Raw genomic sequence first — 23,134 nt, 5'->3', positions numbered from 1 at the left:
TGCTTCAGCCAGAAGATGTTTAAACTGTAAAATTTATGTATTAAAACCCCAATTTTGTATTTTGCGGAAGTTATTCTTCAAATTTACATGCGAAAAACACTTGCTTTTTTGTTCCTATTCTGGTCAGTTACTTTAATGGCTCAGGATTTTGGACTTTCCCAAACCGAATATTTTGACTTTAAGAATATTGATGCTTATATCAAGATAGTACCATCAGAAGCAAAAGTTGATGGTGAGGTTACTTATACTTTTGATATTCTGGCACAGGAAGACACACTTTTTATAAACGGAAAAAAGATGCGGTTTACAGACGTGCTCCTGAACGGAAATACTGCAAACTACCATTCCGATGAAAATGGAATTTATATTATTTCTAATTTTCTTCCTTCAAAAAACAATAAACTCAATCTTAAATATACGGTGAATCCGCAAGCCGGAATGTATTTCATTAATTGGGATTCATCTGAAATTGATAGATCTAAAAGACAGGTTTGGACTCAGGGACAGGGCAAATACACTTCTACCTGGTTACCCAGTTTTGATGATATGACAGAAAAGGTAGAATTTGACTTGAGTTTTGAATTTCCGGGTCAATATCAACTTATTTCAAACGGAATTCAAAAAAGTGTAGAGCGGGTTAATGATAGTACTCGAGTATGGAGCTTTGATATGGACAGACCTATGAGCAGCTATCTGGTTGGAGTGGCGGCCGGTGCGTATAATTCTCAAACTATAACTTCGGGAAGTGGGGATGAAATTCAGCTTTTTTACACACCGGAAGATTCATTGCTGTTTGAAGCTACTTACAGGCACTCTGCAGAAATATTTGATTTTCTGGAAAGCGAAATCGGATTGCCCTATCCCTGGCAAAATTATAAGCAGGTACCGGTTCAGGATTTTTTACACGGAGGTATGGAAAATACAGGAACCACCATTTTTTCTTCATCTTTCTTAACAGATTCCATCGGATTTAAGGATAGGAATTATGTGAATGTAAATGCTCATGAGTTGGCCCATCAATGGTTTGGTAATTTGGTAACCGAAAAAAATGGTCAGCATCACTGGCTGCATGAAGGTTTCGCAACCTATTATGCTTTGCTTGCTGAAAAGAAAATTTTCGGGGAAGACTATTATTATTGGAAATTATACGAAACAGCAGAAGGTCTCAAAGAACTTAGCGATTCAGGAAAAGGACAATCGCTTTTAAATCCCAGGGCCAGTTCGATGACATTCTATCAAAAAGGAGCCTGGGCGCTACATATTTTAAGGAAAAGAGTAGGAGATGAAGCTTTCCGCAAAGGAATGAAAAGTTATTTGGAGCTCTATAGTTTTAAAAATGTAGAGACCAATAATTTCATCGCCGAGATGGAAATGGCTTCTGGGATGGATCTTTCACAGTTTGTAAAAGACTGGTTGGAGCAGTCTGCATTTAAAGCAACTCAGTCTTTGGAGTCTTTGAAGAAATCAGATTTTATAACTAATTATTTAAATATGGCGGCATTAAGAGAGACCGCTTTAGATCAAAAATTTGAATATTTAGAGGATGTTCTGGATTTTCCGGTAAACGATTATATTGGCCAGGAAGCGGTAAATCAACTCGCCGGTTTTCAAACGCAACAGGCTACAGCTCTTTATAAAAAAGCATTTGAAACCAATAATATATTTGTGCGACAGGCAATTGCCAGAACCATGCAACCAATTCCAGAATCTCTAAAATCTGAATTTGAATCTTTGCTGAAAGACGAATCTTATTTAACTATAGAAGCAGCTTTGTTTAAATTATGGGAACAGTTTCCGGAAGATAGAGCAAAATATCTGGAACAAACCCGAAATTTGGATGGCTTTTATAATAAGAATATCAGAATGCTTTGGTTAACTTTAAACCTGGTGACTCCTGAGTTTGAGCCGAAACTTACTGAAGATTATTATGAAGAGTTAGCGGGTTATACGGCAACCTGGCGGCCATTTCAGGTACGGGAAAATGCCTTCAGTTATTTATATCAAATTGGAGCATTCAATACTCCAAGCCTTGAAAGCCTGATTAAAGGAACTAAGCATCATACCTACGGTTTCAGGGATTATTGCAGGCAATTGCTAAATGAGCTTCTGAAAAATGAAGAATACAGGCTTAAATTGGTAGAAATATCAGAAAATATGGCTGAAAATGATACTTCTTATTTAAGATCTAAAATTAACGGATAATATGCGCGCACTTGTGATTTCAGGAGGTGGTAGTAAGGGCGCATTTGCAGGAGGTGTGGCCCAATATCTAACTGAGGAACTTAAAAAGGATTACGACCTTTTTATTGGAACTTCTACCGGAAGTCTTTTAATAGCTCATATGGCCTTGGGAAAAGCCGATAAAGTGAAGAAAATTTTTACTTCCGTAAACCAATCCAGTATATTCAGTAACCGTCCATTTTTGATAAAAAAGAAACACGGTTATGAAAATATTACTATCAATCACTTTAAAGTACTGCTGAATTTTTTAAAAGGAAAAAAGACCTTTGGAGAGAGTCTCAATCTCAAGAAGCTGATTAAGAAAACCTTTACAAAAGAAGAATTTGAAGAATTAAAGGCCGGACCCAAAGAAATTGTTGTGACGGTATCCAACCTGTCACTGAATGAAGTAGAGTATAAATCTATCAGGGATTACGAATATGAAGATTTTATTGAATGGATATGGATCTCCTGTAACTATACCCCCTTCATGAGTTTAGTTAAAAAAAATGGATGTGAATATGCAGATGGTGGGCTGGGTTCCATGGTTCCCATAGAGGAAGCGATTAAAAGGGAAGCTACTGAAATTGATGCGATTATCTTACAAACCGAGGTAACCTACTTCAATAGAATGCCATCAAAAAACGTATTTTCCTTGATTACGAACTTGTTTGCGTTTATGTTAGACCGAATAGAATCGCAGAATATTAAGATTGGAAAATTTTCAGCAGCTAATAAAGATGCGATCCTTAATTTTTATTATACTCCAAGTGTTTTGACTACCAATTCCCTTATTTTTGATGAAGAGAAAATGAAAATCTGGTGGGAGAGCGGTTATGAATTCGCAAAACATAGAAATAAAGAGTTAAACCAAATCGAACCTTAATGCGTGCATTAGTGATATCTGGAGGTGGGAGCAAAGGAGCCTTTGCGGGTGGCGTTGCTCAGTATCTTATTCAGGAACAAAATCGCAACTATGATCTTTTTCTAGGAACTTCTACCGGGAGCCTGTTAATTCCTCATCTGGCAGCCGGGAATATTCAAAAGGTTTACGATATATATACAAACGTTAATCAGCGAAAGATTTTTAGCATCAACCCATTTGTGGTAAAAAAGAAGGATGGTCGGCAGTATGTAACTATTAATTATTTCAATATGTTCTGGCAATTCGTTAGGCAACGAAGAACATTTGGGGAGAGTAAAGCTTTAAAGAGAAATATTCGGAAGAATTTTTCACATCAGGATTTCAATCAACTTAAAAGTAAGGTGAAAGATGTTGTGGTAACTGTGTCCAATCTTTCTAAAAACAGAGTGGAATATAAGTCAATTCATGATTTTGAATATGATGATTTCTGTGAATGGATCTGGATAAGTTGTAACTATATCCCGTTTATGAGCCTTGCAAAAAAAGATGGATTTGAGTATGCTGATGGCGGACTTGGTTGTGTAGTTCCTATTAGGGAAGCTATAAAGAGAGGAGCAACAGAAGTAGATGCGATTATTCTTGAAGCCGAGAATATGGAATATAATAAGGTTTTAGGGAAAAATCCATTTTCCTTAATGGTGAACCTTTTTGGGTTTTTGCTGGACCAGGTAGAGTATCATGATATAGTAGAGGGTAAGTTAGCCGCAATGAATAAAAAGGTAAAGCTGAATATCTATTATACACCCACAAAACTTACCGAAAATTCACTGGTATTTAATAAAAAAGCCATGACCGAGTGGTGGCAACAAGGCTACGAATATGCAGAGAAGAAAGAAATGGAAAAAAAAGCTGCGGCTAAATCTTCCTGGTTTAAGCTAGGCTTCTAACTTCTTTCTTAATATAAGATAAAGCAGCATCTGTAGGAGGTTGTTTATCCATTAGACTTTTTAGAACTATTTCACGAAGTTCATCAGCAGTAGAAATATCTTCCTTTGCGGCTGCTTTTCTAAGACTTGTAATAATCGAATTTTTTGCGGTCTTTATATAATCCCAGCATTCATTGCTTACATAGATTTGTTGCGCAAGATTATGCTCAAATTCCTGTTCAATATTAGCAATAAGAAGGTTTGCATAAGCTTCAGCTTCTTCTGAAGTGGCCTGAACCCTAAATAAAATTTTTCCTGGTGAGATTCTTTCCAGAAAAAGAGCCAGCCTTTCATAGGCCTGCAAACGTATGGGTAAAGCAGTTTTCTGTTTTTCTCTTAGCAGGAGAAATCTCCTTCTGTTTTCCTCATTTTTTGAGTAAGAATGAAAAAAATAAAAAGAAACCAATCCAACAATAATCGCCGGCAAAATGGCAAATAAAAGATCAAGAATTTCAGATTCGTTCATTAGGTAATAAAATTTAGTCTATTGCTTTTTCTGTTTTTTGTAAATGCTCAAGATTAAGGTTTCCGCCTAAATGAGCACATTCCACCAACTCCTTAACAGATCCGAAATTTACTGCATCTTTATGGTATGAAAAAGTGGTAGCCAGAGTTTTTGCAAGATTCTTATCGCTGAGGTTGATATCTACATCATCGGTATTAAACTGGCAGGGGTGCTCGTAGCCACAGGCATGACTTATTTGTAAAAGCTCTTTTCTAAATTTCACAAAATAGAAATTTGTACGCATTGCCTTATCCTTTACATTAATACCGGATTGTAACCATTTATTTTGGGTAGCAACGCCGGTTGGGCAGGTATTGGTATGGCAACTTTGTGCCTGAATACAACCAACACTCATCATCGCTTCGCGGGCTACATTGATGCAATCTGCCCCAAGAGCAAATGCCATGGCCGCTTTTGCAGGAAACCCAAGTTTACCGGAAGCTATAAAAACGATGCGATTGGTTAATTTATATTTCTGAAAAATCTTATAAACATCTGTAAATGCATAGATCCAGGGCAGTGAAACATGATCAGCAAAGCTAGGGGGCGCTGCGCCCGTTCCACCTTCTCCGCCATCTATAGAAATAAAATCGGGACCAAGATCTTTTTCCTGCATGATCCTGGCAAGTGTTTCCCAGTCTTTTAATTGCCCTACAGCCGATTTGATTCCCGTGGGCAAGCCTGTTGCTTTTGCAATCTTTTCTACAAATTCAACCATTCCTTCAATGGTATCAAAAGTGTGGTGATATGCCGGAGAGATTACATCTTTGCCCATAGGAACCCCTCTAATTTCTGAAATTTCTTTTGAAATTTTTGCAGCTGGCAAAACTCCCCCTTTACCCGGTTTGGCACCTTGAGATAACTTAAGTTCAATAGCCCTAACCTGTGGATTGTCTTTTACAAGTTGCACCAGTTTTTCCATAGAAAAAATGCCGTTTTCATCCCGAACCCCAAAGTAGCCGGTACCTATCTGAAAGACAACATCGGCTCCTTTTTTGTGATATGGAGAAAGTCCGCCTTCGCCGGTATTATGGAAAGCCCCGGCAAGTTTGCAACCTTCATTTAGCGATTCTATCGCTTTAGCTGAAAGTGAACCGTAGCTCATCGCAGAAATATTAATAATGGATGCCGGGCGGTAAGGCCTTTCTCGTTTATTCCAGGCACCCATAACCTTAGCGCAGGGGATTAATCCTGAATTTTGTATGTTAGGATGGCCTTGCGGAAGTTTGTAAGGTAAAAGCGCATTATTAATGAAGATATAATGTGTTGAAAATATATCCTGATCGGTACCAAAACCCTCATAATTATTTTCATTTTTGGCAGAAGCGTAGATCCAGCCACGTTCTCTACGATTAAAAGGCAGCTCTTCCCTGTTATTGGCCACAATGTATTGCCTTAATTCAGGACCAATGCTTTCCAGAAAATACCTCATATGCCCAACCACCGGAAAATTGTGCATAATAGTGTGTTTCTTATTCAGAAAGATATCTGAAATCCCCACCAAAATTAGAAATATCAAAAGCCATCCCCACCATGGAATGATAGCTATAAAACTTAAAAATTCCTGCATTACTCGTTACTTAAATAGTCTAAGGTAAGTTGTGTCATTGTTTGTACTCCCAGTAATAATCCGCTTTCATCAATAAAGAAATCTGGAGTATGGTGCCTGGTAGGTTCTCCGTTTTTAGGCATACCTCCAAGGAAAAAATAGAAACCGGGAACTTCTTCCTGGAAAAAAGAGAAATCTTCTCCACCGGTTGTCGCTTTCATGAGATTCACATTCTCTGCCCCTGCCACATTCTTTAAAGTTGGAAGCATTTTAATAGTCAATTCAGGATCGTTATAAGTTATCGCTGTATTATTCTGAATTTCGATGGTGGCTTCCCCACCATAAGCAGCGGCGATTGCCGGAACCATTTCCCGCATCCTCTTTAGAATTAATTCTTTGTTTTTTGGATCTAATGTTCTTACCGTTCCAATCATTTCAGCAGTTTCAGGAATGATATTGAATCGAACTCCGCTGGTGATTTTTCCTACGGTGATTACCGAAGCCGACTCCGTAAGTTCCGCATTTCGGCTAATAATTGTTTGTAGTCCGTCGATGATTTTAGCTGAAATTAGAATTGGGTCTACACCGCTCCAGGGAGCTGAACCATGCGCTTGCATTCCTTTTACATTGATCACAAATCTTTCTACGGCGGCCATAGTCCCTTCCGGTTTGTATTTGATGGTTCCTACGGGAGTGGCAGCATTTATATGCAAACCAAATATGGCATCAACATCCGGATTTTTAAGAACACCTTCCTCTATCATTAATGAAGCACCACCTTTTTCTCCCGGTGGTGGTCCCTCTTCCGCAGGTTGAAAAATAAACTTCACAGTGCCATTGATCTTATCTTTATTTTCTGAAAGAATTTCTGCAACACCCATTAAAATTGCCGTGTGAGTATCATGACCACAGGCATGCATCACTCCGGTTTTAGCATTCAGAAATTCTGTTTTCACTTTAGATTTGAAGGGGAGGTCATTATTTTCAGTTACCGGTAAAGCATCAATATCGGCTCTTAGTGCCAGAGTTTTTCCTGGATTATCACCTTTTAAGATTCCTACTACTCCGGTTTTTGCAACTCCAGTCTGGGTTTCAATTCCCAGGGCATTTAAATGAGCTGCGATCTTTTCCGCAGTCTTGAATTCTCTATTTGAAAGTTCAGGATGCTCATGAAAATCTCTTCGCCATTCAATTACTTTATCTTCAATATTCTTAAATGCTTCCGCAGGAATATTTTTCTGAGCTTGAGAAATACAGGTAAATAGTATTCCACAGATCAATAAGTATTTTTTTAAAATCATAATTTAAAATTTAATAAGTTGGTAAGCATTATTTTGTAATTGAACCAATGCCGTCATAGCCGATAATGCAAATTTTACATTTTTGCTGGCCTTCTCTTTTGAAACTTTATGGTAGGTAGCACTTTGCCCGCAAAGAATAATTTGTACTCCTTTATTTGTAAGAGCTTCTATTAGAGGAAGATTTGGATTTTGTGAAATTTCGGGATTTATCTCTGCGTAAAATTCATCTTTCAAAACATCATGCACAGCTTTGCCGTGAAGCACTAAAGCGACTTTCATATTTTTAGGGTCAACGCCGGCTTTTTCATGCATATTTAGAAACCTGGCAGCAGTTTCAATAAGCGCATTCGGTTCTGATGCTTTAAAATTTCTATCTACATCAAAAACCACTTTTAAAACCGACGTGGTATCAGTTTTAAACTCTGGAGATTCAACGTTAAAAGTTTTACCAAAATGAGGAATCACATTCCCGGGTTCTAATTCCTGAGAATTCGAAGTTGTTGAGAATAAAATGAAAAGGAGAAAAAGTGCTTTTTTCATGAATGTTTTTAGAATCTTTAGATTTAGGATTTTAAAGATATTAAATTATAATCCTTTGCGCCCGCCAATAAACTTAATTGTTTAAAAAACGCTTGCAGTCTGGTTTCCTTTTTTGTGCATTTTAGTTACCTTTCAGTTTTTAAAAACGGAGAAAATTTGGAAGCTTATTTAGCTGAATTGAATGATGCACAGAGGGCTCCGGTGCTGCAAAAAGATGGCCCTATGATCGTAATTGCCGGAGCAGGTTCCGGTAAAACGAGGGTGCTTACTTACAGAATCGCTTATCTAATGAATCAGGGGGTAGATGCCTTCAATATCCTTTCGCTAACCTTTACCAATAAGGCAGCACGGGAAATGAAGCAGCGTATTTCCAAGATCGTTGGGAGTAGTGAGGCTAAAAATTTATGGATGGGAACTTTCCATTCGGTTTTTGCCAAGATCTTAAGGTTTGAAGCAGATAAGATGGGATATCCTTCAAATTTCACCATTTATGATACGCAGGATTCGCATAGTGTGATCAGGGCGATTATAAAAGAAATGAGGCTGGATAAGGATGTTTATAAATATAAGCAGGTTTATAACCGCATCTCTTCTTATAAGAACAGTCTTATTACCGTAAAAGCCTATTTTCAGAATCCTGAACTTCAGGAAGCCGATGCGATGTCTAAAAAACCACGTTTAGGAGAAATTTATAAAGCATATGTAGATAGATGTTTTAAAGCCGGAGCGATGGATTTTGATGATCTTCTTCTGAAAACCAATGAACTTTTAAATCGTTTTCCGGAAGTACTGCATAAATATCAAAGCAGGTTTAAATATATTCTGGTGGATGAGTATCAGGATACCAATCATTCCCAGTATTTAATTGTAAGAGCACTTTCAGATAAGTTTCAGAATATATGCGTGGTTGGAGATGATGCGCAAAGTATTTATGCTTTCCGCGGAGCGAATATTAATAACATTCTGAATTTCCAGAAGGATTATGATAATGTACAGATGTACCGACTGGAACAGAATTATCGTTCTTCTAAAAATATCGTAGAGGCTGCGAACTCCATTATTGACAAGAACCAGACGAAACTGGATAAAATAGTTTGGACGGCAAATGAAGATGGTCCAAAGATCATTGTAAATAGATTGCTTACAGATGGTGAAGAAGGAAGATATGTAGCGAGTTCTATTTTTGAGAACAAAATGCAAAATCAGATGGATAATGGTGATTTTGCGATTCTTTATAGAACCAATGCCCAGAGTAGGGCGATGGAAGATGCGCTTCGGAAAAAAGATATTCCTTATAGAATTTATGGCGGACTTTCTTTTTACCAAAGAAAAGAGATCAAAGATGTGCTTGCCTATTTACGGTTGATCTTAAATCCAAAAGACGAGGAAGCCCTAAAAAGAGTCATAAATTATCCTTCCCGCGGAATCGGACAAACCACAATGGATAGGTTGGCAATTGCAGCCAATCAGCATAAGATATCCATGTTTGAAGTTATTAAGAACATTGATAAGCTGGAACTTAAAATTAATCGGGGAACTCAAACTAAACTGGTGAATTTCGTAAATATGATACGCAGTTTTGCGATCATGAATGAAACCAGCGATGCTTTTCAAATTGCCGAAACTGTCACAAAAAAAACAGGATTAGTTCAGGAACTTAAAAAAGATGGTACTCCGGAAGGTATTGCCAGAATTGAAAATATTGAAGAGTTACTTAACGGAATGCGGGATTTTGTTGAGGGACAGAAAGAACTGGCAGATGCAACCGGATCACTTTCTGAATTTCTGGAAGATGTTGCGCTAGCCACAGATCTTGATAATGATACCGGAGATGATGATAGAGTAGCCTTGATGACCATTCACTTAGCTAAAGGTCTGGAATTTCCTTACGTATATATTGTAGGGATGGAGGAAGACCTTTTTCCATCAGGGATGAGTATGAATACACGAAGTGAGCTGGAAGAGGAGCGACGACTTTTTTATGTGGCTATAACCAGGGCAGAGAAACAGGCTTATTTAACGTATACGTTATCCAGGTATCGCTGGGGAAAACTTGTGGATGCAGAACCCAGCCGTTTTATTGAAGAAATAGACGATCAATATCTCGACTTAATGGTGCCGCAGGATGATTATAAATATAAACCTCTGATAGACACCGATATTTTTGGTGATGCGGTAGATAAAAGCAAATTACGTCAAACGAAACCTAAAAGTGGAACTCCGCCACCAGCACATAAACCTTCCGAAGAGCAACTTCGGAAACTGAGAAAATTAAAACCAGCAGCCACTGAACCTTCAAAAGCTAGAAATACATTAGACCTTGCTGAAGGAAATGAAGTGGAACATATGCGCTTTGGAAGAGGAACGGTGATGAAATTAGAAGGAGTAGGGCAGGACAGAAAAGCAGAGATAGAGTTTGATCAGGGGGGTATTAAGAAATTATTGTTACGTTTTGCCAAGTTAAAAGTACTTTCATAGTCAGTTATTTGCAAACATGTATTTTTTACATATATTCGCATAGAGAGTGGAATAGAGCCCTACCTTTATTATAATCTCAAAACCAAACAAAAACAATGTTTTTAAGAGACCTTACGGGTCTCTTTTTTTTGCCATATATTCAGAAAAAAACGAATTAATTGTTTTATGGCATACCTGTAAATTACCCTAAATTGATAAAGGGCGTTCATTCTGAACCTGTTTCAGAATCGCAGAACACCGATAATTATTACAGTAACCTGGGGCCACGAAATAAATTCTGGGGAAACGAAATTACTATAAGACAGAAAAGGATATACATTAGTTATACTTCCATATATGTTAAAACTCCTTTAAAAAAGCCTTCAAGTAACCTAAGTATAAAATAGAAAGCGGAATATTTTTTATCTTGAAAATAAAAAATGATAAGAGAAGGAAGCAACGTAAAATGGGAATGGGGTAATGGAACGGCAGAAGGAAAAGTAATAGAAACATATTCTAAAAAAATCACTAAAAAAATTCAGGGAAGTGAAATTACCCGTAATGGAGAAGAAGGAGATAAGGCTTTATTTATAGAACAGGAAGACGGAAGCAAGGTTTTAAAGCTTGAAAGTGAAGTAGAAAAATTAGACTGAGTATCTATTCAAAAAAATTATATTAAACCTGTAACTTTAAAAGGACTAAAAAATATTATTATGGCTGAATTACTTCGAATATATGACGAAAATCCTGCTCCTAAACATATTAATAAAGTTGTGGAGACCTTGCGAAAAGGAGGCCTCATAATCTACCCAACCGACACTATTTATGGATTAGGATGCGACATCACCAATGTTTCAGCCCTGGAAAAAATAGCCCAGATAAAAAATGTGAAGCTTGAAAAAGCGAACTTTTCCTTTGTTTGCGAAGACCTTAGTAATCTCTCAGACTATGTGAAGCAGATTGATTCTTCTACGTTTAAAATCTTAAAACGTTCTCTTCCGGGACCCTATACCTTTATTCTTCCTGGTGGGAATAGCCTGCCGAATGTTTTCAAAAAGAAAAAAACCGTAGGTATACGTGTGCCTGATAATAATATTTGTAGAGCTATCGTAAATGGTCTTGGGAATCCCATTGTTTCTACTTCTATTAGAGACGAAGATGAGGTTTTAGAATACAGTACAGATCCCGAACTTATCAAGGAAAAGTGGGATCATCTGGTAGATATTGTTATTGACGGTGGCTTTGGAGATAATATTGCTTCAACTGTAATAGACCTAACTACTGGCGAACCTGAAGTGATCCGGGAAGGAAAGGGTCGCATTGATATAATGTAAAAGTCTTCTGAAAATTTTTGAATTTGTAGTTAATTACATACTAAAGTATGTTTTACATTTTTTAATAGAACGGAACATTCCTATTTTAATTGAAAATTGAATTGTTATGAGTTTTATTGAAACTACAAGTAAAGAAAAAGGCAAAAATATTAATTTGTTTTATGAGGATTATGGGGAAGGAAAACCTGTTATTTTAATCCATGGGTGGCCTTTAAGTCATAGAATGTGGGAATACCAGGTTAATGCGGTTGTAGACGCAGGATTTAGATGTATTGCCTATGATCGAAGAGGATTTGGTGAAAGCGATAAACCATGGAGCAATTATGATTATGATAGCCTGGCCAAAGACCTTAATGATATTATCACCAATCTAAGCCTTTCAGAAGTTACTATTGTTGGATTCTCTATGGGTGGAGGAGAAGTCGCCAGGTATATTGGTAATTATGGAACCTCGAAACTTTCTAAAGCTGCACTAATTTCTGCAGTTCCCCCATTCATGTTGAAAACAGATGATAACCCTGACGGACTGGAGAAAGATGTTTTTGAAGGTTTCAAGGAAGAAATCAAAAAAGACCGACCTGCATTTTTGAAAGGTTTTGGGAAACAGTTTGTAAATTTTGAGAAGGTGGGTGATAGAATCAGTGAGGAAATGGCAGACTATTACTGGTCTATTGCATGCAAGGGCTCACCGAACGCCACTCTGGAATGTATTGATTCCTTCGGTTTAACCGATTTTAGAAAGGATCTTGAAAAATTCGATGTTCCAACATTGGTAGTTCATGGAGATGCAGATCAAATTGTGCCTATAAAAATTTCTGGAAAGAAAAGCGCAGAGATGATCTCTAAAAGTGAATACCATGTAATCGAAGAAGCTCCTCACGGGCTGGTTCTTACTCACACCGCAGAATTTAATAAAATATTTACAGACTTTTTAAAGTCTTAAAACTTTGAAGAAATAAGAAAAAAGAAGTTGTCTTAAAAGTGACTTTTTCTAGAAGCTGAACTTGATTTAGCTTCTGAAAAGTATTGATTATCAATTTGTTAAGATCCTGAAATAAATTCAGGATGACGGTTATTACTACTTTTAAGACAGCTTCCTTTTCATTTTATAAGATCAATAGTTCATATACTTTTAAGAATGCTTCATGAACTTCTGTAGGGCTTAAGATAAAGCCTTTTTTCTGTGCGGAAGCAGCCAGTTTATATCCAAATTTGGCGGCAGCAAGTCTCTGTTTGGGAGTGCCATGATGATCATTTGACTGAACGAAACAATCTCCAACATTGAATGATAATGAAAAATACTCTTCAATTCTCTTCCAGTTGTAGGTAGCACCCCTTTTATGGGATAGAAAGTAAGAAGCAGCAAAATCTGCTTCTAATTCTGAGAATCTTGTTCTCTCTGAGGGATTGGCAAGTTGATCTATAAAATCCCATTCCTCATCGTATTCAAATTGAGCCTGGTGCCACCATTCATGTGCAAGCATGGTAGAAAAAGCAATGTCTCCATCAATTCCAGTTTCAGTTAAACTTTGGAGTATTCCGTCACCAATTACCAAAAGCCCACTAGGTTTGGTGAATGCATCAAAGGCAAAATAGGGATTTTCTGGAAAGACCGAAGATTGTGCGTTGATCGCTAATAATGAATCTGCCTTTTCGTAAGCTTCCATTCTATTTCTAACAGAGCGGTCAAAACTTTCTATCATATCTGTAAGAATTTCCCGATCATCTAAAAAAGCAGTATGCTGCCCGTTTAGGTAAATTTCACGGTCAAGGCTCCAGAATTTGGTAAGTTCTCTTATTCTTTTTTTGGCAAGATGATTAAATTCGCCATTCTCACCGTAATAGTTGTCTCCACGGTAGAAAGTAACATACTTTCTGTTTAGTTCTAAATAGTAGTCTAATAGATTAAAGTCAAAAAAAGGATCATTGAGTATTTCGGTCAAATAGCCTGATAGAACCTGGGAGAAGTCTGTGGATTCGCAGGAGGCATCCATATATAGTTCATCATTCACCACATTGAGAATGGAGTAAGTGATATCTTCATTTACATAAGAATTGTTTTTTTTCTTGTGTAATGGAACTTTGGGATCACTTAAACCAGGCTGGTTATTTTCATAGGTTAATTGATCCCTGGAGCAGGAGAGAACGGTAATCGAAAAAAATAGAATACCCAGACCCAAGATGCAAACATCTTTCCTTTTCATAATCTCAAAATTTAGGAGTTTGGTATGTCTAAAAATACTATAAAATACTGTTTTATAGTATTTTAACTGTTAAAAATAAAAAAGCCCCGCAATTGCAGGGCTTTTTATATATGTATGAAATTTAGAGCTTACTCTTCTCCAGAACTTGCTTTTTCCATTCCTTCTTCAATCATACTGTAGAATTGGTCTAACTTAGGAAGAACAACAATTCTTGTTCTTCTGTTCTTAGCACGACCTTCTGCAGTTTCGTTAGAAGCAACAGGGATGTAGTAACTTCTACCTGCAGCAGTCATACGAGCCGGTTCAATACCAAAATCGTCCTGTAGAACTCTTACTACAGAAGTAGCACGTTTTACACTAAGATCCCAGTTGTCTTCAAACATTGAAGTACTAATAGCCTGATCATCTGTGTGACCCTCTACCATAAATTCGATATTTGGTTTGTTTTTTACAACAGTTGCTACTTTACCAAGTACTTCTTTCGCACGAGGTTTGATGTTGTAACGTCCGCTATCAAATAATAATTTATCTGAGATAGATACATAAACCACACCTTTTTCTACGTTGATCTCGATATCTTCATCGCTTAGATCTCCTAAAGCTCCTTTAAGACTTGTTACAAGGGCAAGAGTTACAGAATCTTTCTTGTTCATTGCATCCTGCATAGAACGGATAGCCAGATCCTTTTCTTTAATACTCTCTAAAGAACGTTCCATGTTTTCAGCTTCTTTCTTAGAAAGTGTAGCTAAATCTCCTACGTTATTTAGAAGAGCCGCATTTGTATTGTTCAGGTTTTTAATTTGACCGTTCAGACTTTCTTTTTCGTCGAGACAGGAATTCAATTTAACCGTAGCGGTATTTAATTGATCCTGTGTTTCTCTTTGCTTGGTTTCCAGTTCATTGTATTTTTTCTGTGAAACACATGAAGATAGCAAAATGGCAGCTGTTGCCGACAAAAGCATGATTTTTTTCATAACTCGTTTCTTAAATTTTAAATTGTTAGATGAACCAAAAATATCAAAAAAATAGTAAGCTGGAAAGGTATTTTAACATTTCCTTTTTTATTTATTTTTAAAGTTCATTGAACTTATTTTTTTTCAGTATAAAATGTGAATAGACAACGGAAGAAATCAAATAGTATTTCCTGAAAATGAATTCTTTTGGTCTTTTTTTTCGGATTTTACCGTAATGCCTGTAGAAGCTGGCATGTGCTTTTAAAATTGCGAAAAAATGATTCAATTTTCCTTCGAAAATAAACTTAAAAGCCGCGATCCCATCGAGCAGCATTCTTATAAACAGGACGTAAAAAAGCCAGGAAGATTCAACATTTTTTAAAAGTAAAAAAAGACTATTTCTAAAATTATAGAATGTTTTTTTAGGATTTATATCGCCTAAAGTTGCCCCGCCAACATGGTAAACTCTGGAAGAACTCACATATTTAATTTTATAACCACTATTTAAAAGCCTCCAGCAAAGGTCTATTTCCTCCTGATGAGCGAAAAAATCCTCATCCAGACCTCCAATTTCATAAAAACTTTTTTTTCTTATTGCCAGACATGCACCGCTTGCCCAGAATATATATTTGTCTTCGTTATATTGACCGTAATCTTCTTCTAATTCCTGGAAAATTCTACCTCTGCAGAACGGATATCCAAATTTATCTATATATCCTCCTGCCGCCCCGGCATATTCAAAATGGTCTTTTTTCTTGTAATCCAGAATTTTTGGTTGAATAGCAACAGTTTCCGGTTCATTTTCAAAAGCCTCAAGTATTGGCCCCAACCAATTTTCAGTGACCTCTACGTCACTATTTAATAAAATGTGTATTTCTTCCGGCACAGATTTTAATGCCAGGTTATATCCTCCAGCATAGCCGGCATTAATTTTATTCTGAATAATATTAATTTCAGGAAAATGAGCCTTTAGAAATTCGATAGAACCATCGCTTGATGCATTATCTGCAACATAAATAGTTGCTTCTTTAGAATGTGAAATGACCGATGGAAGAAATTCTTCCAACAAATATTTTCCATTCCAATTTAAGATGACTACTGCTATTTTCATGCTCTGGAATATTCAGGGATATCTTTCAGGAAGATATAGTTTTCATTTTCGTAATCCATTTTACAGAAATAATGGTCTTTCCCATTCGTGACCATGAGAAAATTAGCTTTTAAGGTTAAATTGTATCGAGCGATTTGATCAAATGTTTCCTGGGTGATTTTAATCTTCGGCGCCTTGCACTCCACAATTATCTGAATATTTCCGTCTGGTTCGAAAACAACAATGTCATATCGCTTTGTAAGTCCTGCAATTTTGAGTTGTTTCTCCACATTGATAAGGCTTAACGGGTAGTTCTTTTCGGTTTGCAAAAATTTGACGCAATGTTGCCGCACCCATTCTTCCGGTGTAAGGATCACAAATTTTTTCCTTAAATCATCAAAAACAGCTACTTTATTTTGATTATTTTTGAACCGAAATGAATATTGAGGGAAATTCAATTTTTGCATGTTCCAAAAGTAATAAACAATATTACAGGCTCGCAAGTTACTTTTTTAGATTTCTTTCAATGTAAACCTCCGCATAATTCCGTATGGACGAAGCCAGACAGATTGTAAATGATATTCAAAAAGGAAATATAAAGCCTATTTATTTCCTGATGGGTGAAGAAGCTTATTACATCGATAAGATTTCAGACTTTATTGAAGAAAATATTCTGTCTGAAGAAGAGCGGGGTTTTAACCAGATGTTGATCTACGGAAGGGATACCAGTATCGATGAGGTAGTGAGCAATGCCAAGCGGTATCCGATGATGGCCGAGCGACAGGTTGTGATCCTGAAGGAAGCCCAGGATCTTTCCAGAAGCATTGAAAAGCTTGTTGATTATGCTGAAAATCCTCAGCCAACCACTGTTCTTGTAATTTGCTATAAGTATAAAAAAATAGACAAGCGTAAAAAGCTATATAAGTCCATTGATAAATCGGGAGTAATTTTTGAAGGAAAACGGCTGTATGAAAATCAGGTAGGCGACTGGATCACCAGAAATTTAAAAAGTAGGGGGTATTCAATTTCACCAAAAGCTTCTCAAATGCTGGTAGAATTTTTAGGGACAGATTTGGGTAAGATTGATAATGAACTCGAGAAACTACAGCTAATTTGCAAGCCTGGAACTACGATAACTCCAGAGATCATTGAAGAAAATATAGGTATAAGCAAAGATTTCAATAATTTTGAACTTAGAAAGGCAATAGGGGAAAAAGATTCTTTAAAGGCTCATAGAATTGTGAATTATTTTTCTCAGAATCCCAAGGACAATCCTATGGTAGTCACTATTTCTCTACTGTTTTCATACTTTTCACAAATTCTTCAATATCACGGTTTAAATGATAAATCTAAGGGCGTTGTGGCCAAGCAGTTAAAGGTAAGCCCTTATTTTGTTAGTGATTATGTTTCTGCAGCTAGAAACTACCCCATGAAAAAAGTAAGCCATGCTATTAGTTTGCTCCAGGAGACAGACGTGAAAAGCAAGGGTGTAGGTGCAACTAATATTGCACAGGGAGATCTTTTAAAAGAGCTTATTGTAAAAATTATGAATTAAGAATGAGCAGAATTTCACCCTGGATCAATGCAGCAAGGCTTAGAACGCTACCTCTTTCTATTTCCGGAATACTTGTGGGAAGTAGTATCGCTGCCTACGATGGGTATTTTGACGTGGCAATTTTTAGTCTTGCATTAGGAACCACATTAGGATTACAGATTCTTTCTAATTTTGCTAACGATTATGGTGATGGCGTTAAGGGAACAGATAATGATGATAGAATAGGCCCTATCCGTGCTATCCAGAGCGGGCTAATTACCCAAAAAGATATGCTTCGGGCAATAGTGATTACCGCTGCTGCCACATTACTTCTGGCAGTACTTTTAATATATGCTTCATTCGGAGTGGATAAGCTTTTTTCAGCATTAATATTTTTTCTTCTAGGTATCGCTGCAATAATTGCAGCAATTAAATACACGGTAGGAAATACAGCTTACGGCTATAAGGGGATGGGAGATATTTTCGTTTTTATATTCTTTGGTTTGGTAGCTGTTTACGGTTCTTACTATTTATATAGTCATGATCATGAAGTGGTAAGTGTTTTTCCGGCTATTTCTATGGGGCTTTTAAGTGTGGCAGTGCTCAATCTCAATAATTTAAGGGATCGAATCTCTGATGAGAAGGCAGGTAAGATCACCCTGGTGGTGAAAATGGGAGAAAAAAAAGGGAAGGATTATCACTATGCGATTATTTTAGGTGCATTATTCTGTCTCCTTATTTATTCTGCGATCAATGCGTCAGAACTAAATGATTTTATTTATCTACTAGCTTTTATCCCGCTTATTTTTCATTTAAAGAGAGTGGTTCTGAATAACGATCCTAAAGCGCTGGATCCAGAACTTAAAATTGTAGCCCTTTCCACATTTGGTATAGCACTTCTTTTTGCACTTGGATTGATTTGGTAAATTTCAGGCTAAGTTTAACAAAATTATATAGTGTAGACTTCTGGGATCTTTGACTGAATCCCTATTTTTATTGAGAACCGAAATATAAGATTATGAAAATTACATTTTACGGTCAGAATACCCTGGCACTGAAAATTGGAGATATACATGTACTTGTTGATCCCTTTATTACCGGAAATGATCTTTCTAAAGATAAAGTGGATATCAATGATCTAAAGGCCGATTATATTTTGCTCACTCATGCGCATCAGGATCATATTTTAGATGCTGAAGCCATCGCTAAAAATACCGGTGCCGTAATTGTAAGTAATTTCGAAATTGCGAATCATTATGAAGAAAAAGGTTTTGAAGTACACCCCATGAATCATGGTGGCAGCTGGGATTTTGAATTCGGAAAAGTGAAATATGTAAATGCAATTCACACAAGTTCATTTCCTGACGGAAGTTACGGTGGTCAACCCGGCGGTTTTGTGATTGAAGGGGAACACAAGAATATCTATATTGCCGGAGATACGGCCTTAACTATGGATATGAAATTAATCCCTATGCACACAAAACTTGATATTGCGGTGCTGCCAATTGGAGATAATTTCACGATGGGGATTAATGATGCTATTATAGCAAGCGATTTTATTGAATGTGATAAGATTATTGGTTGCCATTATGACACTTTCGGTTATATCGAGATTGATCATGAAGAGGCTAAAAAGAAATTCTATGAAAAAGGAAAAGACCTGATGTTATTGGATATTGGAGAATCAATAGAATTGTAAAGAGGATTTTTAGATTAGTTAGAATATTGGATAGTTAGCAATGCACAGATTCAAAGAATTGGAAATATGGAAACAAAGCAGGGTCTTTTGCAAGGATATTTATATAGTAATTGCCAATTTTCCTAAATCTGAAAAGTTTGGTTTGATTAGTCAACTAAGAAGGGCAAGTGTCTCTATACCTTCCAATATTTCTGAAGGGACATCGAGAATTTCTTCAAAAGACTTTAGTAGATATTTAGAAATGGCAATGGGTTCTTGTTATGAGGTAGAAACTCAGATTTTACTTTCGAATGATTTGGGTTTTTTAAAAGATACTGAGTTGATAGCTCTGCAAGAAAAATTGACTTCAATTATAAAAATGATATCGAAGTTTAGATCAACAATCAATGCAAGAATTAAAAATTAAAGAAAATCTAATAATCCAAATTTCAAGAAATCTAATGGTCTAATATGACGGCAGATTACAAAAAGTACACACTCAAATTTAAACGCCCTAGCGGAACATCGCGGGGCGTTCTTACTGAAAAAGAAACCTGGTTTTTGAAAATTTCTGACGGGAATAGTTTCGGAATTGGAGAATGCGGGATTTTAAGAAGCCTTAGTTATGATGATCGCCCAGATTATGAAGACAAATTAAAATGGGCTTGTAATAATATCAATCTTGGTGAAAAAATGCTATGGGAAGAACTTCGGGAATTTCCAAGCATTCAGTTTGGTGTGGAGATGGCTTTCAAAAGTTTAAAAGCAGAAGATCCCTTTGTATTGTTTCCTTCAGAATTTACTTCCGGAAAAAAAGCGATTCCCATAAACGGACTTATCTGGATGGGCGATAAGCAATATATGAAAGAGCAGATTTCAGAAAAGATTAAAGCCGGTTTTAGTTGCATTAAACTGAAGATTGGAGCAATAGATTTTGAAACGGAGCTTGATCTGTTAAAATCTATTAGAAGTAATTTTTCTGAAAAGGATATTGAATTAAGAGTAGACGCAAATGGAGCGTTTGATCCAAAGAAGGCATTAAGAAAATTAGAATTATTATCTAATTATCAATTGCATAGTATTGAACAGCCTATAAAGCAGGGGCAAATTGATGAAATGGCAGCGCTCTGCAGAAATACCCCAATTCCAATTGCTTTAGATGAAGAACTCATTGGCATTACAGATGTAACGGAAAAAGAAAATCTTATACAAACATTAAAACCACAGTATGCTATTTTTAAACCCAGCTTAATCGGGGGGATTCGGGGAACCGAGGAGTGGAAAAAAGTTTGTGAAACAAATGAAATAAAATGGTGGATCACCAGCGCTTTAGAAAGTAATATTGGATTGAATGCAATTTCTCAATATACGTTCACTTTAGATTCAAAGCTGCCACAAGGCCTTGGGACGGGCGGGTTATATACCAATAATTTTGAGAGTCCGCTAAAGGTTGAAAATGGGAATATTAAATACAATCCTTCTAAAAATTGGGAGTTTAATTTATAAAAAGAAATATGTTTATAGCACAGGCCTTTAAGTACAAATACGATTTTTGGAGGTATATTATTGGTGTATTGATGGTGGTTGCTGGTATTTTTATAGGGCAAATTCCTTTGATGGCAGCGCTTCTTTTGGAGCTTGGAGTGGCAGAGACTGCAACGCTTACCGAGAGCGAGATGATGACGGCTCTAGATTCTAATTACTTCCTGTTTCTCATGTTACTTTCATTTGCCATAGGGCTGGTTTTTCTTTTTATCGCAGTAAAGAAAATTCATGGTCAAACTTTACGTTCTCTTACCACATCCAGGAATAAAATTGACTGGAGCCGGTTTTGGTTTGCATTTGGACTTGTTGGTGTTTTCATTTTAATTACTACAATAGGAGATTATTATAGCAATCCGCAAGACTATCAGTGGAATTTTGAGTTGATCCCTTTTCTTATTTTGTTGGTTATAGCGGTGATCTTTGTCCCGCTTCAAACCAGTTTTGAAGAATATTTTTTCAGAGCATATTTAATGCAGGGAATTGGTGTACTAAGCCGTAATCGTTGGTTACCCCTGATTATTACCTCTGTGATATTTGGAGGACTCCATTTTTTTAATCCCGAGGTCACTAAATTGGGCAATATTATCATGATCTATTATATAGGAACTGGTTTTATGTTAGGTATTATGGCTTTGATGGATGAAGGAATTGAGCTTTCTTTAGGCTTTCATGCCGCTAATAATCTCCTGACCGCTCTTTTGGTTACTGCCGATTGGACTGCATTTCAAACAAATTCTATATTTAAAGATATTTCTGAACCTTCTGCCGGGTGGGATGTGTTAATTCCGGTATTATTAATTTATCCTTTATTTCTTTTTATTATGGCCCGGAAGTACAAATGGACTAATTGGAAAGAAAAATTATTTGGGAGTGTAGAGAAACCTGTTGTTATTGAAAATCAGCAATAAGAGCTCTAATTGTTCAGTTGGAAGTGAAGAATGGTAATGCCTGGCACGCAACCATTTGTAGATATTTGTATCTATTTAGAAACTAACCAACATGAAAAAACCACTTCTTATAATCATTGCCTGTCTTTTTTTACAGTCGTGCTGGCTTCATCGCAATGATGAGCGGGGGGATATAAATCCTGTTACAAGTTCTTTCGAGCCACTTACAATAGATCGTGAAATTTTTGAAAGTACTATAGCCATAGGTGCCCCGAGGGAGATTGAGGAAGCAGGAAAAATCTATGTTAATGGAGACATTGTCTTTATTAATGAACTCAATAAAGGTTTCCATGTGCTGGATAATCACGACCCAAAAAATCCCGCTAACATTTTATTTATAGAGATTCCGCTGGCTACGGACCTTGCCATTAGAAATAACACCATTTATGTTCATCATGCCGTAGACCTCGTTGCAATGCGACTTGATGCCAATTCTATAGAGATTTTACATAGGGTTAGAAACGTTTTCCCAAGGCTTAATTCTCCGGATGGTTTTCTGGCGGAAGATTTTGACCTGGGCGAGAATCAGATAATAATAGGCTATCAATCCTTAAACTAGAACGATATGAAAAAATTACTTCTACTTATTCCGTACGTACTTTTGATGGCTTGTAGTACAGACAATTCAACTTTACCTAATGGCAATGCAAAAGGAGATGGAGTTGGAGGCTCCCTGGCAAGATTTACGCTGGCCGGAGATTATTTATATACTGTGGATGAGCAATCTTTGAGAATTTTCGATATCAGCAATCGGGATAAACCGGAATTTGTCAATGAAAAACATATTGGTTTTGACATTGAAACGCTTTACAGCCTGGGAGAAAATCTATTTGTAGGTAGTAGGTTGGGAATGTATATTTATGATATATCAGATCCTAGATTTCCATTGCAATTATCTAAAGTAGAGCATGTGAGAAGTTGCGATCCGGTGGTTTCTGATGGTTCTTTTGCTTATGTGACATTACATACCAATGTTTCATGTGAAGGTAATGTAAACCAGCTGGAAATCTACAATGTAGCAAATCCCATGGCACCACAATTGCTGAACATTATTAATATGGATAGGCCAATTGGATTGGGATTATATGGTGATAATTTATTGGTGACAGATCAAGGAGTGGTTAGAGTTTTTGATGTCACCGATCCTGCCATGCCTGATTTAATTGGAGGAATTCCGGTAGATGGTTTTGATGTGATTATTAAACAGGACCATTTGTATGTAATAGGTTCAGAAGCGCTTTATCAATACACCCTAAACGCCGATAATGCTGCAGAATATGAAAATCTTAGCACATTCATTTTTTAAGTTGTCAACATAATCGAAAGCTTTCGGAGTGCCTATATCCTAAATGTTTCAGAAGATATTTAAGAATTTCATTGCAATTTGTTAACTTTCAATAATAAGTTATTTAGCAACTTAGTTTGG

23 protein-coding genes are annotated in these 23,134 nt (G+C 36.6%); 15 read left to right on the top strand and 8 right to left on the bottom strand.

Annotated features, from left to right (window positions below; translation table 11 throughout):
- Window positions 1-87 precede the first annotated feature (87 nt).
- The 3 genes from GFO_RS10980 to GFO_RS10970 are packed head-to-tail and all read left to right on the top strand — an operon-like array spanning window position 88 to window position 4,032.
- Window positions 88-2,202, top strand: coding sequence for a M1 family metallopeptidase (locus tag GFO_RS10980; protein WP_041250348.1), 2,115 nt, complete (start codon window positions 88-90; stop codon window positions 2,200-2,202).
- 1 nt (window position 2,203) lies between these two features.
- Entirely contained in the window at window positions 2,204-3,106 is a 903-nt protein-coding gene (locus tag GFO_RS10975; protein ID WP_011710197.1) for a patatin-like phospholipase family protein, read from the top strand.
- Window positions 3,106-4,032, top strand: a complete 927-nt coding sequence (locus GFO_RS10970; RefSeq protein ID WP_011710196.1) for a patatin-like phospholipase family protein — start codon at window positions 3,106-3,108, stop codon at window positions 4,030-4,032. Before GFO_RS10975 ends, GFO_RS10970 begins: the two co-directional genes overlap by 1 nt.
- Here GFO_RS10970 and GFO_RS10965 read toward each other — a convergent pair.
- Genes GFO_RS10965 through GFO_RS10950 form a run of 4 tightly spaced genes read right to left on the bottom strand, consistent with a single transcriptional unit; the run spans window position 4,016 to window position 7,966 of the window.
- On the bottom strand, window positions 4,016-4,537 hold the full coding sequence (locus GFO_RS10965; protein WP_011710195.1) for a DUF7935 family protein: 522 nt from the start codon (window positions 4,535-4,537) through the stop codon (window positions 4,016-4,018). The genes GFO_RS10970 and GFO_RS10965 overlap by 17 nt on opposite strands.
- A 13-nt stretch (window positions 4,538-4,550) precedes the next feature.
- Window positions 4,551-6,146, bottom strand: coding sequence for an FMN-binding glutamate synthase family protein (locus GFO_RS10960; protein WP_011710194.1), 1,596 nt, complete (start codon window positions 6,144-6,146; stop codon window positions 4,551-4,553).
- The gene (locus GFO_RS10955; RefSeq protein WP_011710193.1) at window positions 6,146-7,426 is read right to left on the bottom strand and encodes an amidohydrolase; all 1,281 of its coding nucleotides are present in this window, start codon (window positions 7,424-7,426) and stop codon (window positions 6,146-6,148) included. The genes GFO_RS10960 and GFO_RS10955 overlap by 1 nt, the downstream gene beginning before the upstream one ends.
- A gap of 3 nt (window positions 7,427-7,429) precedes the next feature.
- Window positions 7,430-7,966: a DsrE family protein gene (locus GFO_RS10950; RefSeq protein WP_011710192.1), complete on the bottom strand. Its 537-nt coding sequence runs from the start codon at window positions 7,964-7,966 to the stop codon at window positions 7,430-7,432.
- Between the two features lie 156 nt (window positions 7,967-8,122).
- Between GFO_RS10950 and GFO_RS10945 the strand changes: the two genes are divergently transcribed.
- From GFO_RS10945 to GFO_RS10925, 4 genes are all read left to right on the top strand, one after another.
- Window positions 8,123-10,444: an ATP-dependent helicase gene (locus tag GFO_RS10945; protein ID WP_041250347.1), complete on the top strand. Its 2,322-nt coding sequence runs from the start codon at window positions 8,123-8,125 to the stop codon at window positions 10,442-10,444.
- A 419-nt stretch (window positions 10,445-10,863) separates the two neighbouring features.
- Window positions 10,864-11,076 carry a hypervirulence associated TUDOR domain-containing protein gene (locus GFO_RS10935; RefSeq protein ID WP_011710190.1) on the top strand — a complete coding sequence of 71 codons (213 nt, stop codon included), beginning with the start codon at window positions 10,864-10,866 and terminating at the stop codon, window positions 11,074-11,076.
- Window positions 11,077-11,136: 60 nt separating this feature from the next.
- Window positions 11,137-11,757: an L-threonylcarbamoyladenylate synthase gene (locus GFO_RS10930; RefSeq protein WP_011710189.1), complete on the top strand. Its 621-nt coding sequence runs from the start codon at window positions 11,137-11,139 to the stop codon at window positions 11,755-11,757.
- A gap of 106 nt (window positions 11,758-11,863) precedes the next feature.
- Window positions 11,864-12,700, top strand: a complete 837-nt coding sequence (locus GFO_RS10925) for an alpha/beta fold hydrolase (protein WP_011710188.1) — start codon at window positions 11,864-11,866, stop codon at window positions 12,698-12,700.
- Window positions 12,701-12,863: 163 nt separating this feature from the next.
- Here GFO_RS10925 and GFO_RS10920 read toward each other — a convergent pair whose 3' ends face one another.
- The 4 genes from GFO_RS10920 to GFO_RS10905 form a co-directional block, all read right to left on the bottom strand.
- Window positions 12,864-13,961 carry a neutral zinc metallopeptidase gene (locus GFO_RS10920; RefSeq protein ID WP_011710186.1) on the bottom strand — a complete coding sequence of 366 codons (1,098 nt, stop codon included), beginning with the start codon at window positions 13,959-13,961 and terminating at the stop codon, window positions 12,864-12,866.
- 128 nt (window positions 13,962-14,089) lie between these two features.
- Window positions 14,090-14,935: an OmpA/MotB family protein gene (locus tag GFO_RS10915; RefSeq protein WP_011710185.1), complete on the bottom strand. Its 846-nt coding sequence runs from the start codon at window positions 14,933-14,935 to the stop codon at window positions 14,090-14,092.
- Between the two features lie 97 nt (window positions 14,936-15,032).
- Entirely contained in the window at window positions 15,033-16,025 is a 993-nt protein-coding gene (locus tag GFO_RS10910; protein ID WP_011710184.1) for a glycosyltransferase family 2 protein, read from the bottom strand.
- On the bottom strand, window positions 16,022-16,471 hold the full coding sequence (locus GFO_RS10905) for a type I restriction enzyme HsdR N-terminal domain-containing protein (RefSeq protein WP_011710183.1): 450 nt from the start codon (window positions 16,469-16,471) through the stop codon (window positions 16,022-16,024). Before GFO_RS10905 ends, GFO_RS10910 begins: the two co-directional genes overlap by 4 nt.
- Window positions 16,472-16,554: 83 nt before the next feature.
- On the opposite strand from GFO_RS10905, the gene holA reads away from it, so the two are divergent.
- From holA to GFO_RS10865, 8 genes are all read left to right on the top strand, one after another.
- The gene (gene holA / locus GFO_RS10900) at window positions 16,555-17,559 is read left to right on the top strand and encodes a DNA polymerase III subunit delta (protein WP_011710182.1); all 1,005 of its coding nucleotides are present in this window, start codon (window positions 16,555-16,557) and stop codon (window positions 17,557-17,559) included.
- Between the two features lie 2 nt (window positions 17,560-17,561).
- The gene (menA, locus tag GFO_RS10895; RefSeq protein WP_011710181.1) at window positions 17,562-18,464 is read left to right on the top strand and encodes a 1,4-dihydroxy-2-naphthoate octaprenyltransferase; all 903 of its coding nucleotides are present in this window, start codon (window positions 17,562-17,564) and stop codon (window positions 18,462-18,464) included.
- 92 nt (window positions 18,465-18,556) lie between these two features.
- On the top strand, window positions 18,557-19,237 hold the full coding sequence (locus tag GFO_RS10890) for a metal-dependent hydrolase (protein WP_011710180.1): 681 nt from the start codon (window positions 18,557-18,559) through the stop codon (window positions 19,235-19,237).
- A gap of 58 nt (window positions 19,238-19,295) precedes the next feature.
- Window positions 19,296-19,643, top strand: coding sequence for a four helix bundle protein (locus GFO_RS10885; RefSeq protein WP_229664730.1), 348 nt, complete (start codon window positions 19,296-19,298; stop codon window positions 19,641-19,643).
- A 44-nt stretch (window positions 19,644-19,687) separates the two neighbouring features.
- Complete coding sequence (locus GFO_RS10880; protein WP_011710178.1) at window positions 19,688-20,722, top strand: o-succinylbenzoate synthase; 1,035 nt, start codon at window positions 19,688-19,690, stop codon at window positions 20,720-20,722.
- Between the two features lie 8 nt (window positions 20,723-20,730).
- Window positions 20,731-21,669, top strand: a complete 939-nt coding sequence (locus tag GFO_RS10875) for a CPBP family intramembrane glutamic endopeptidase (protein WP_011710177.1) — start codon at window positions 20,731-20,733, stop codon at window positions 21,667-21,669.
- A gap of 91 nt (window positions 21,670-21,760) precedes the next feature.
- Complete coding sequence (locus GFO_RS10870) at window positions 21,761-22,267, top strand: hypothetical protein (RefSeq protein WP_011710176.1); 507 nt, start codon at window positions 21,761-21,763, stop codon at window positions 22,265-22,267.
- A 6-nt stretch (window positions 22,268-22,273) separates the two neighbouring features.
- A complete protein-coding gene (locus tag GFO_RS10865; RefSeq protein WP_011710175.1) occupies window positions 22,274-23,014 on the top strand; it encodes an LVIVD repeat-containing protein in 741 nt (246 codons plus the stop codon).
- The last annotated feature ends 120 nt before the right edge of the window (window positions 23,015-23,134 follow it).

This window comes from Christiangramia forsetii KT0803, from assembly GCF_000060345.1.
Taxonomy (GTDB): domain Bacteria; phylum Bacteroidota; class Bacteroidia; order Flavobacteriales; family Flavobacteriaceae; genus Christiangramia; species Christiangramia forsetii.
Note: the sequence above shows the minus strand (reverse complement) of the source record. Positions and strands in the feature narration are given on the sequence as shown.

What these genes read in the sequence shown, in the direction of transcription:
- GFO_RS10980 (WP_041250348.1), top strand. Translation starts at nt 88, where the DNA reads ATGCGAAAAACACTTGCTTTTTTGTTCCTATTCTGGTCAGTTACTTTA.
- GFO_RS10975 (WP_011710197.1), top strand. Translation starts at nt 2,204, where the DNA reads ATGCGCGCACTTGTGATTTCAGGAGGTGGTAGTAAGGGCGCATTTGCA.
- GFO_RS10970 (WP_011710196.1), top strand. Translation starts at nt 3,106, where the DNA reads ATGCGTGCATTAGTGATATCTGGAGGTGGGAGCAAAGGAGCCTTTGCG.
- GFO_RS10965 (WP_011710195.1), bottom strand. Translation starts at nt 4,537, where the DNA reads ATGAACGAATCTGAAATTCTTGATCTTTTATTTGCCATTTTGCCGGCG.
- GFO_RS10960 (WP_011710194.1), bottom strand. Translation starts at nt 6,146, where the DNA reads ATGCAGGAATTTTTAAGTTTTATAGCTATCATTCCATGGTGGGGATGG.
- GFO_RS10955 (WP_011710193.1), bottom strand. Translation starts at nt 7,426, where the DNA reads ATGATTTTAAAAAAATACTTATTGATCTGTGGAATACTATTTACCTGT.
- GFO_RS10950 (WP_011710192.1), bottom strand. Translation starts at nt 7,966, where the DNA reads ATGAAAAAAGCACTTTTTCTCCTTTTCATTTTATTCTCAACAACTTCG.
- GFO_RS10935 (WP_011710190.1), top strand. Translation starts at nt 10,864, where the DNA reads ATGATAAGAGAAGGAAGCAACGTAAAATGGGAATGGGGTAATGGAACG.
- GFO_RS10930 (WP_011710189.1), top strand. Translation starts at nt 11,137, where the DNA reads ATGGCTGAATTACTTCGAATATATGACGAAAATCCTGCTCCTAAACAT.
- GFO_RS10925 (WP_011710188.1), top strand. Translation starts at nt 11,864, where the DNA reads ATGAGTTTTATTGAAACTACAAGTAAAGAAAAAGGCAAAAATATTAAT.
- GFO_RS10920 (WP_011710186.1), bottom strand. Translation starts at nt 13,961, where the DNA reads ATGAAAAGGAAAGATGTTTGCATCTTGGGTCTGGGTATTCTATTTTTT.
- GFO_RS10915 (WP_011710185.1), bottom strand. Translation starts at nt 14,935, where the DNA reads ATGAAAAAAATCATGCTTTTGTCGGCAACAGCTGCCATTTTGCTATCT.
- GFO_RS10910 (WP_011710184.1), bottom strand. Translation starts at nt 16,025, where the DNA reads ATGAAAATAGCAGTAGTCATCTTAAATTGGAATGGAAAATATTTGTTG.
- GFO_RS10905 (WP_011710183.1), bottom strand. Translation starts at nt 16,471, where the DNA reads ATGCAAAAATTGAATTTCCCTCAATATTCATTTCGGTTCAAAAATAAT.
- holA (WP_011710182.1), top strand. Translation starts at nt 16,555, where the DNA reads ATGGACGAAGCCAGACAGATTGTAAATGATATTCAAAAAGGAAATATA.
- menA (WP_011710181.1), top strand. Translation starts at nt 17,562, where the DNA reads ATGAGCAGAATTTCACCCTGGATCAATGCAGCAAGGCTTAGAACGCTA.
- GFO_RS10890 (WP_011710180.1), top strand. Translation starts at nt 18,557, where the DNA reads ATGAAAATTACATTTTACGGTCAGAATACCCTGGCACTGAAAATTGGA.
- GFO_RS10880 (WP_011710178.1), top strand. Translation starts at nt 19,688, where the DNA reads ATGACGGCAGATTACAAAAAGTACACACTCAAATTTAAACGCCCTAGC.
- GFO_RS10875 (WP_011710177.1), top strand. Translation starts at nt 20,731, where the DNA reads ATGTTTATAGCACAGGCCTTTAAGTACAAATACGATTTTTGGAGGTAT.
- GFO_RS10870 (WP_011710176.1), top strand. Translation starts at nt 21,761, where the DNA reads ATGAAAAAACCACTTCTTATAATCATTGCCTGTCTTTTTTTACAGTCG.
- GFO_RS10865 (WP_011710175.1), top strand. Translation starts at nt 22,274, where the DNA reads ATGAAAAAATTACTTCTACTTATTCCGTACGTACTTTTGATGGCTTGT.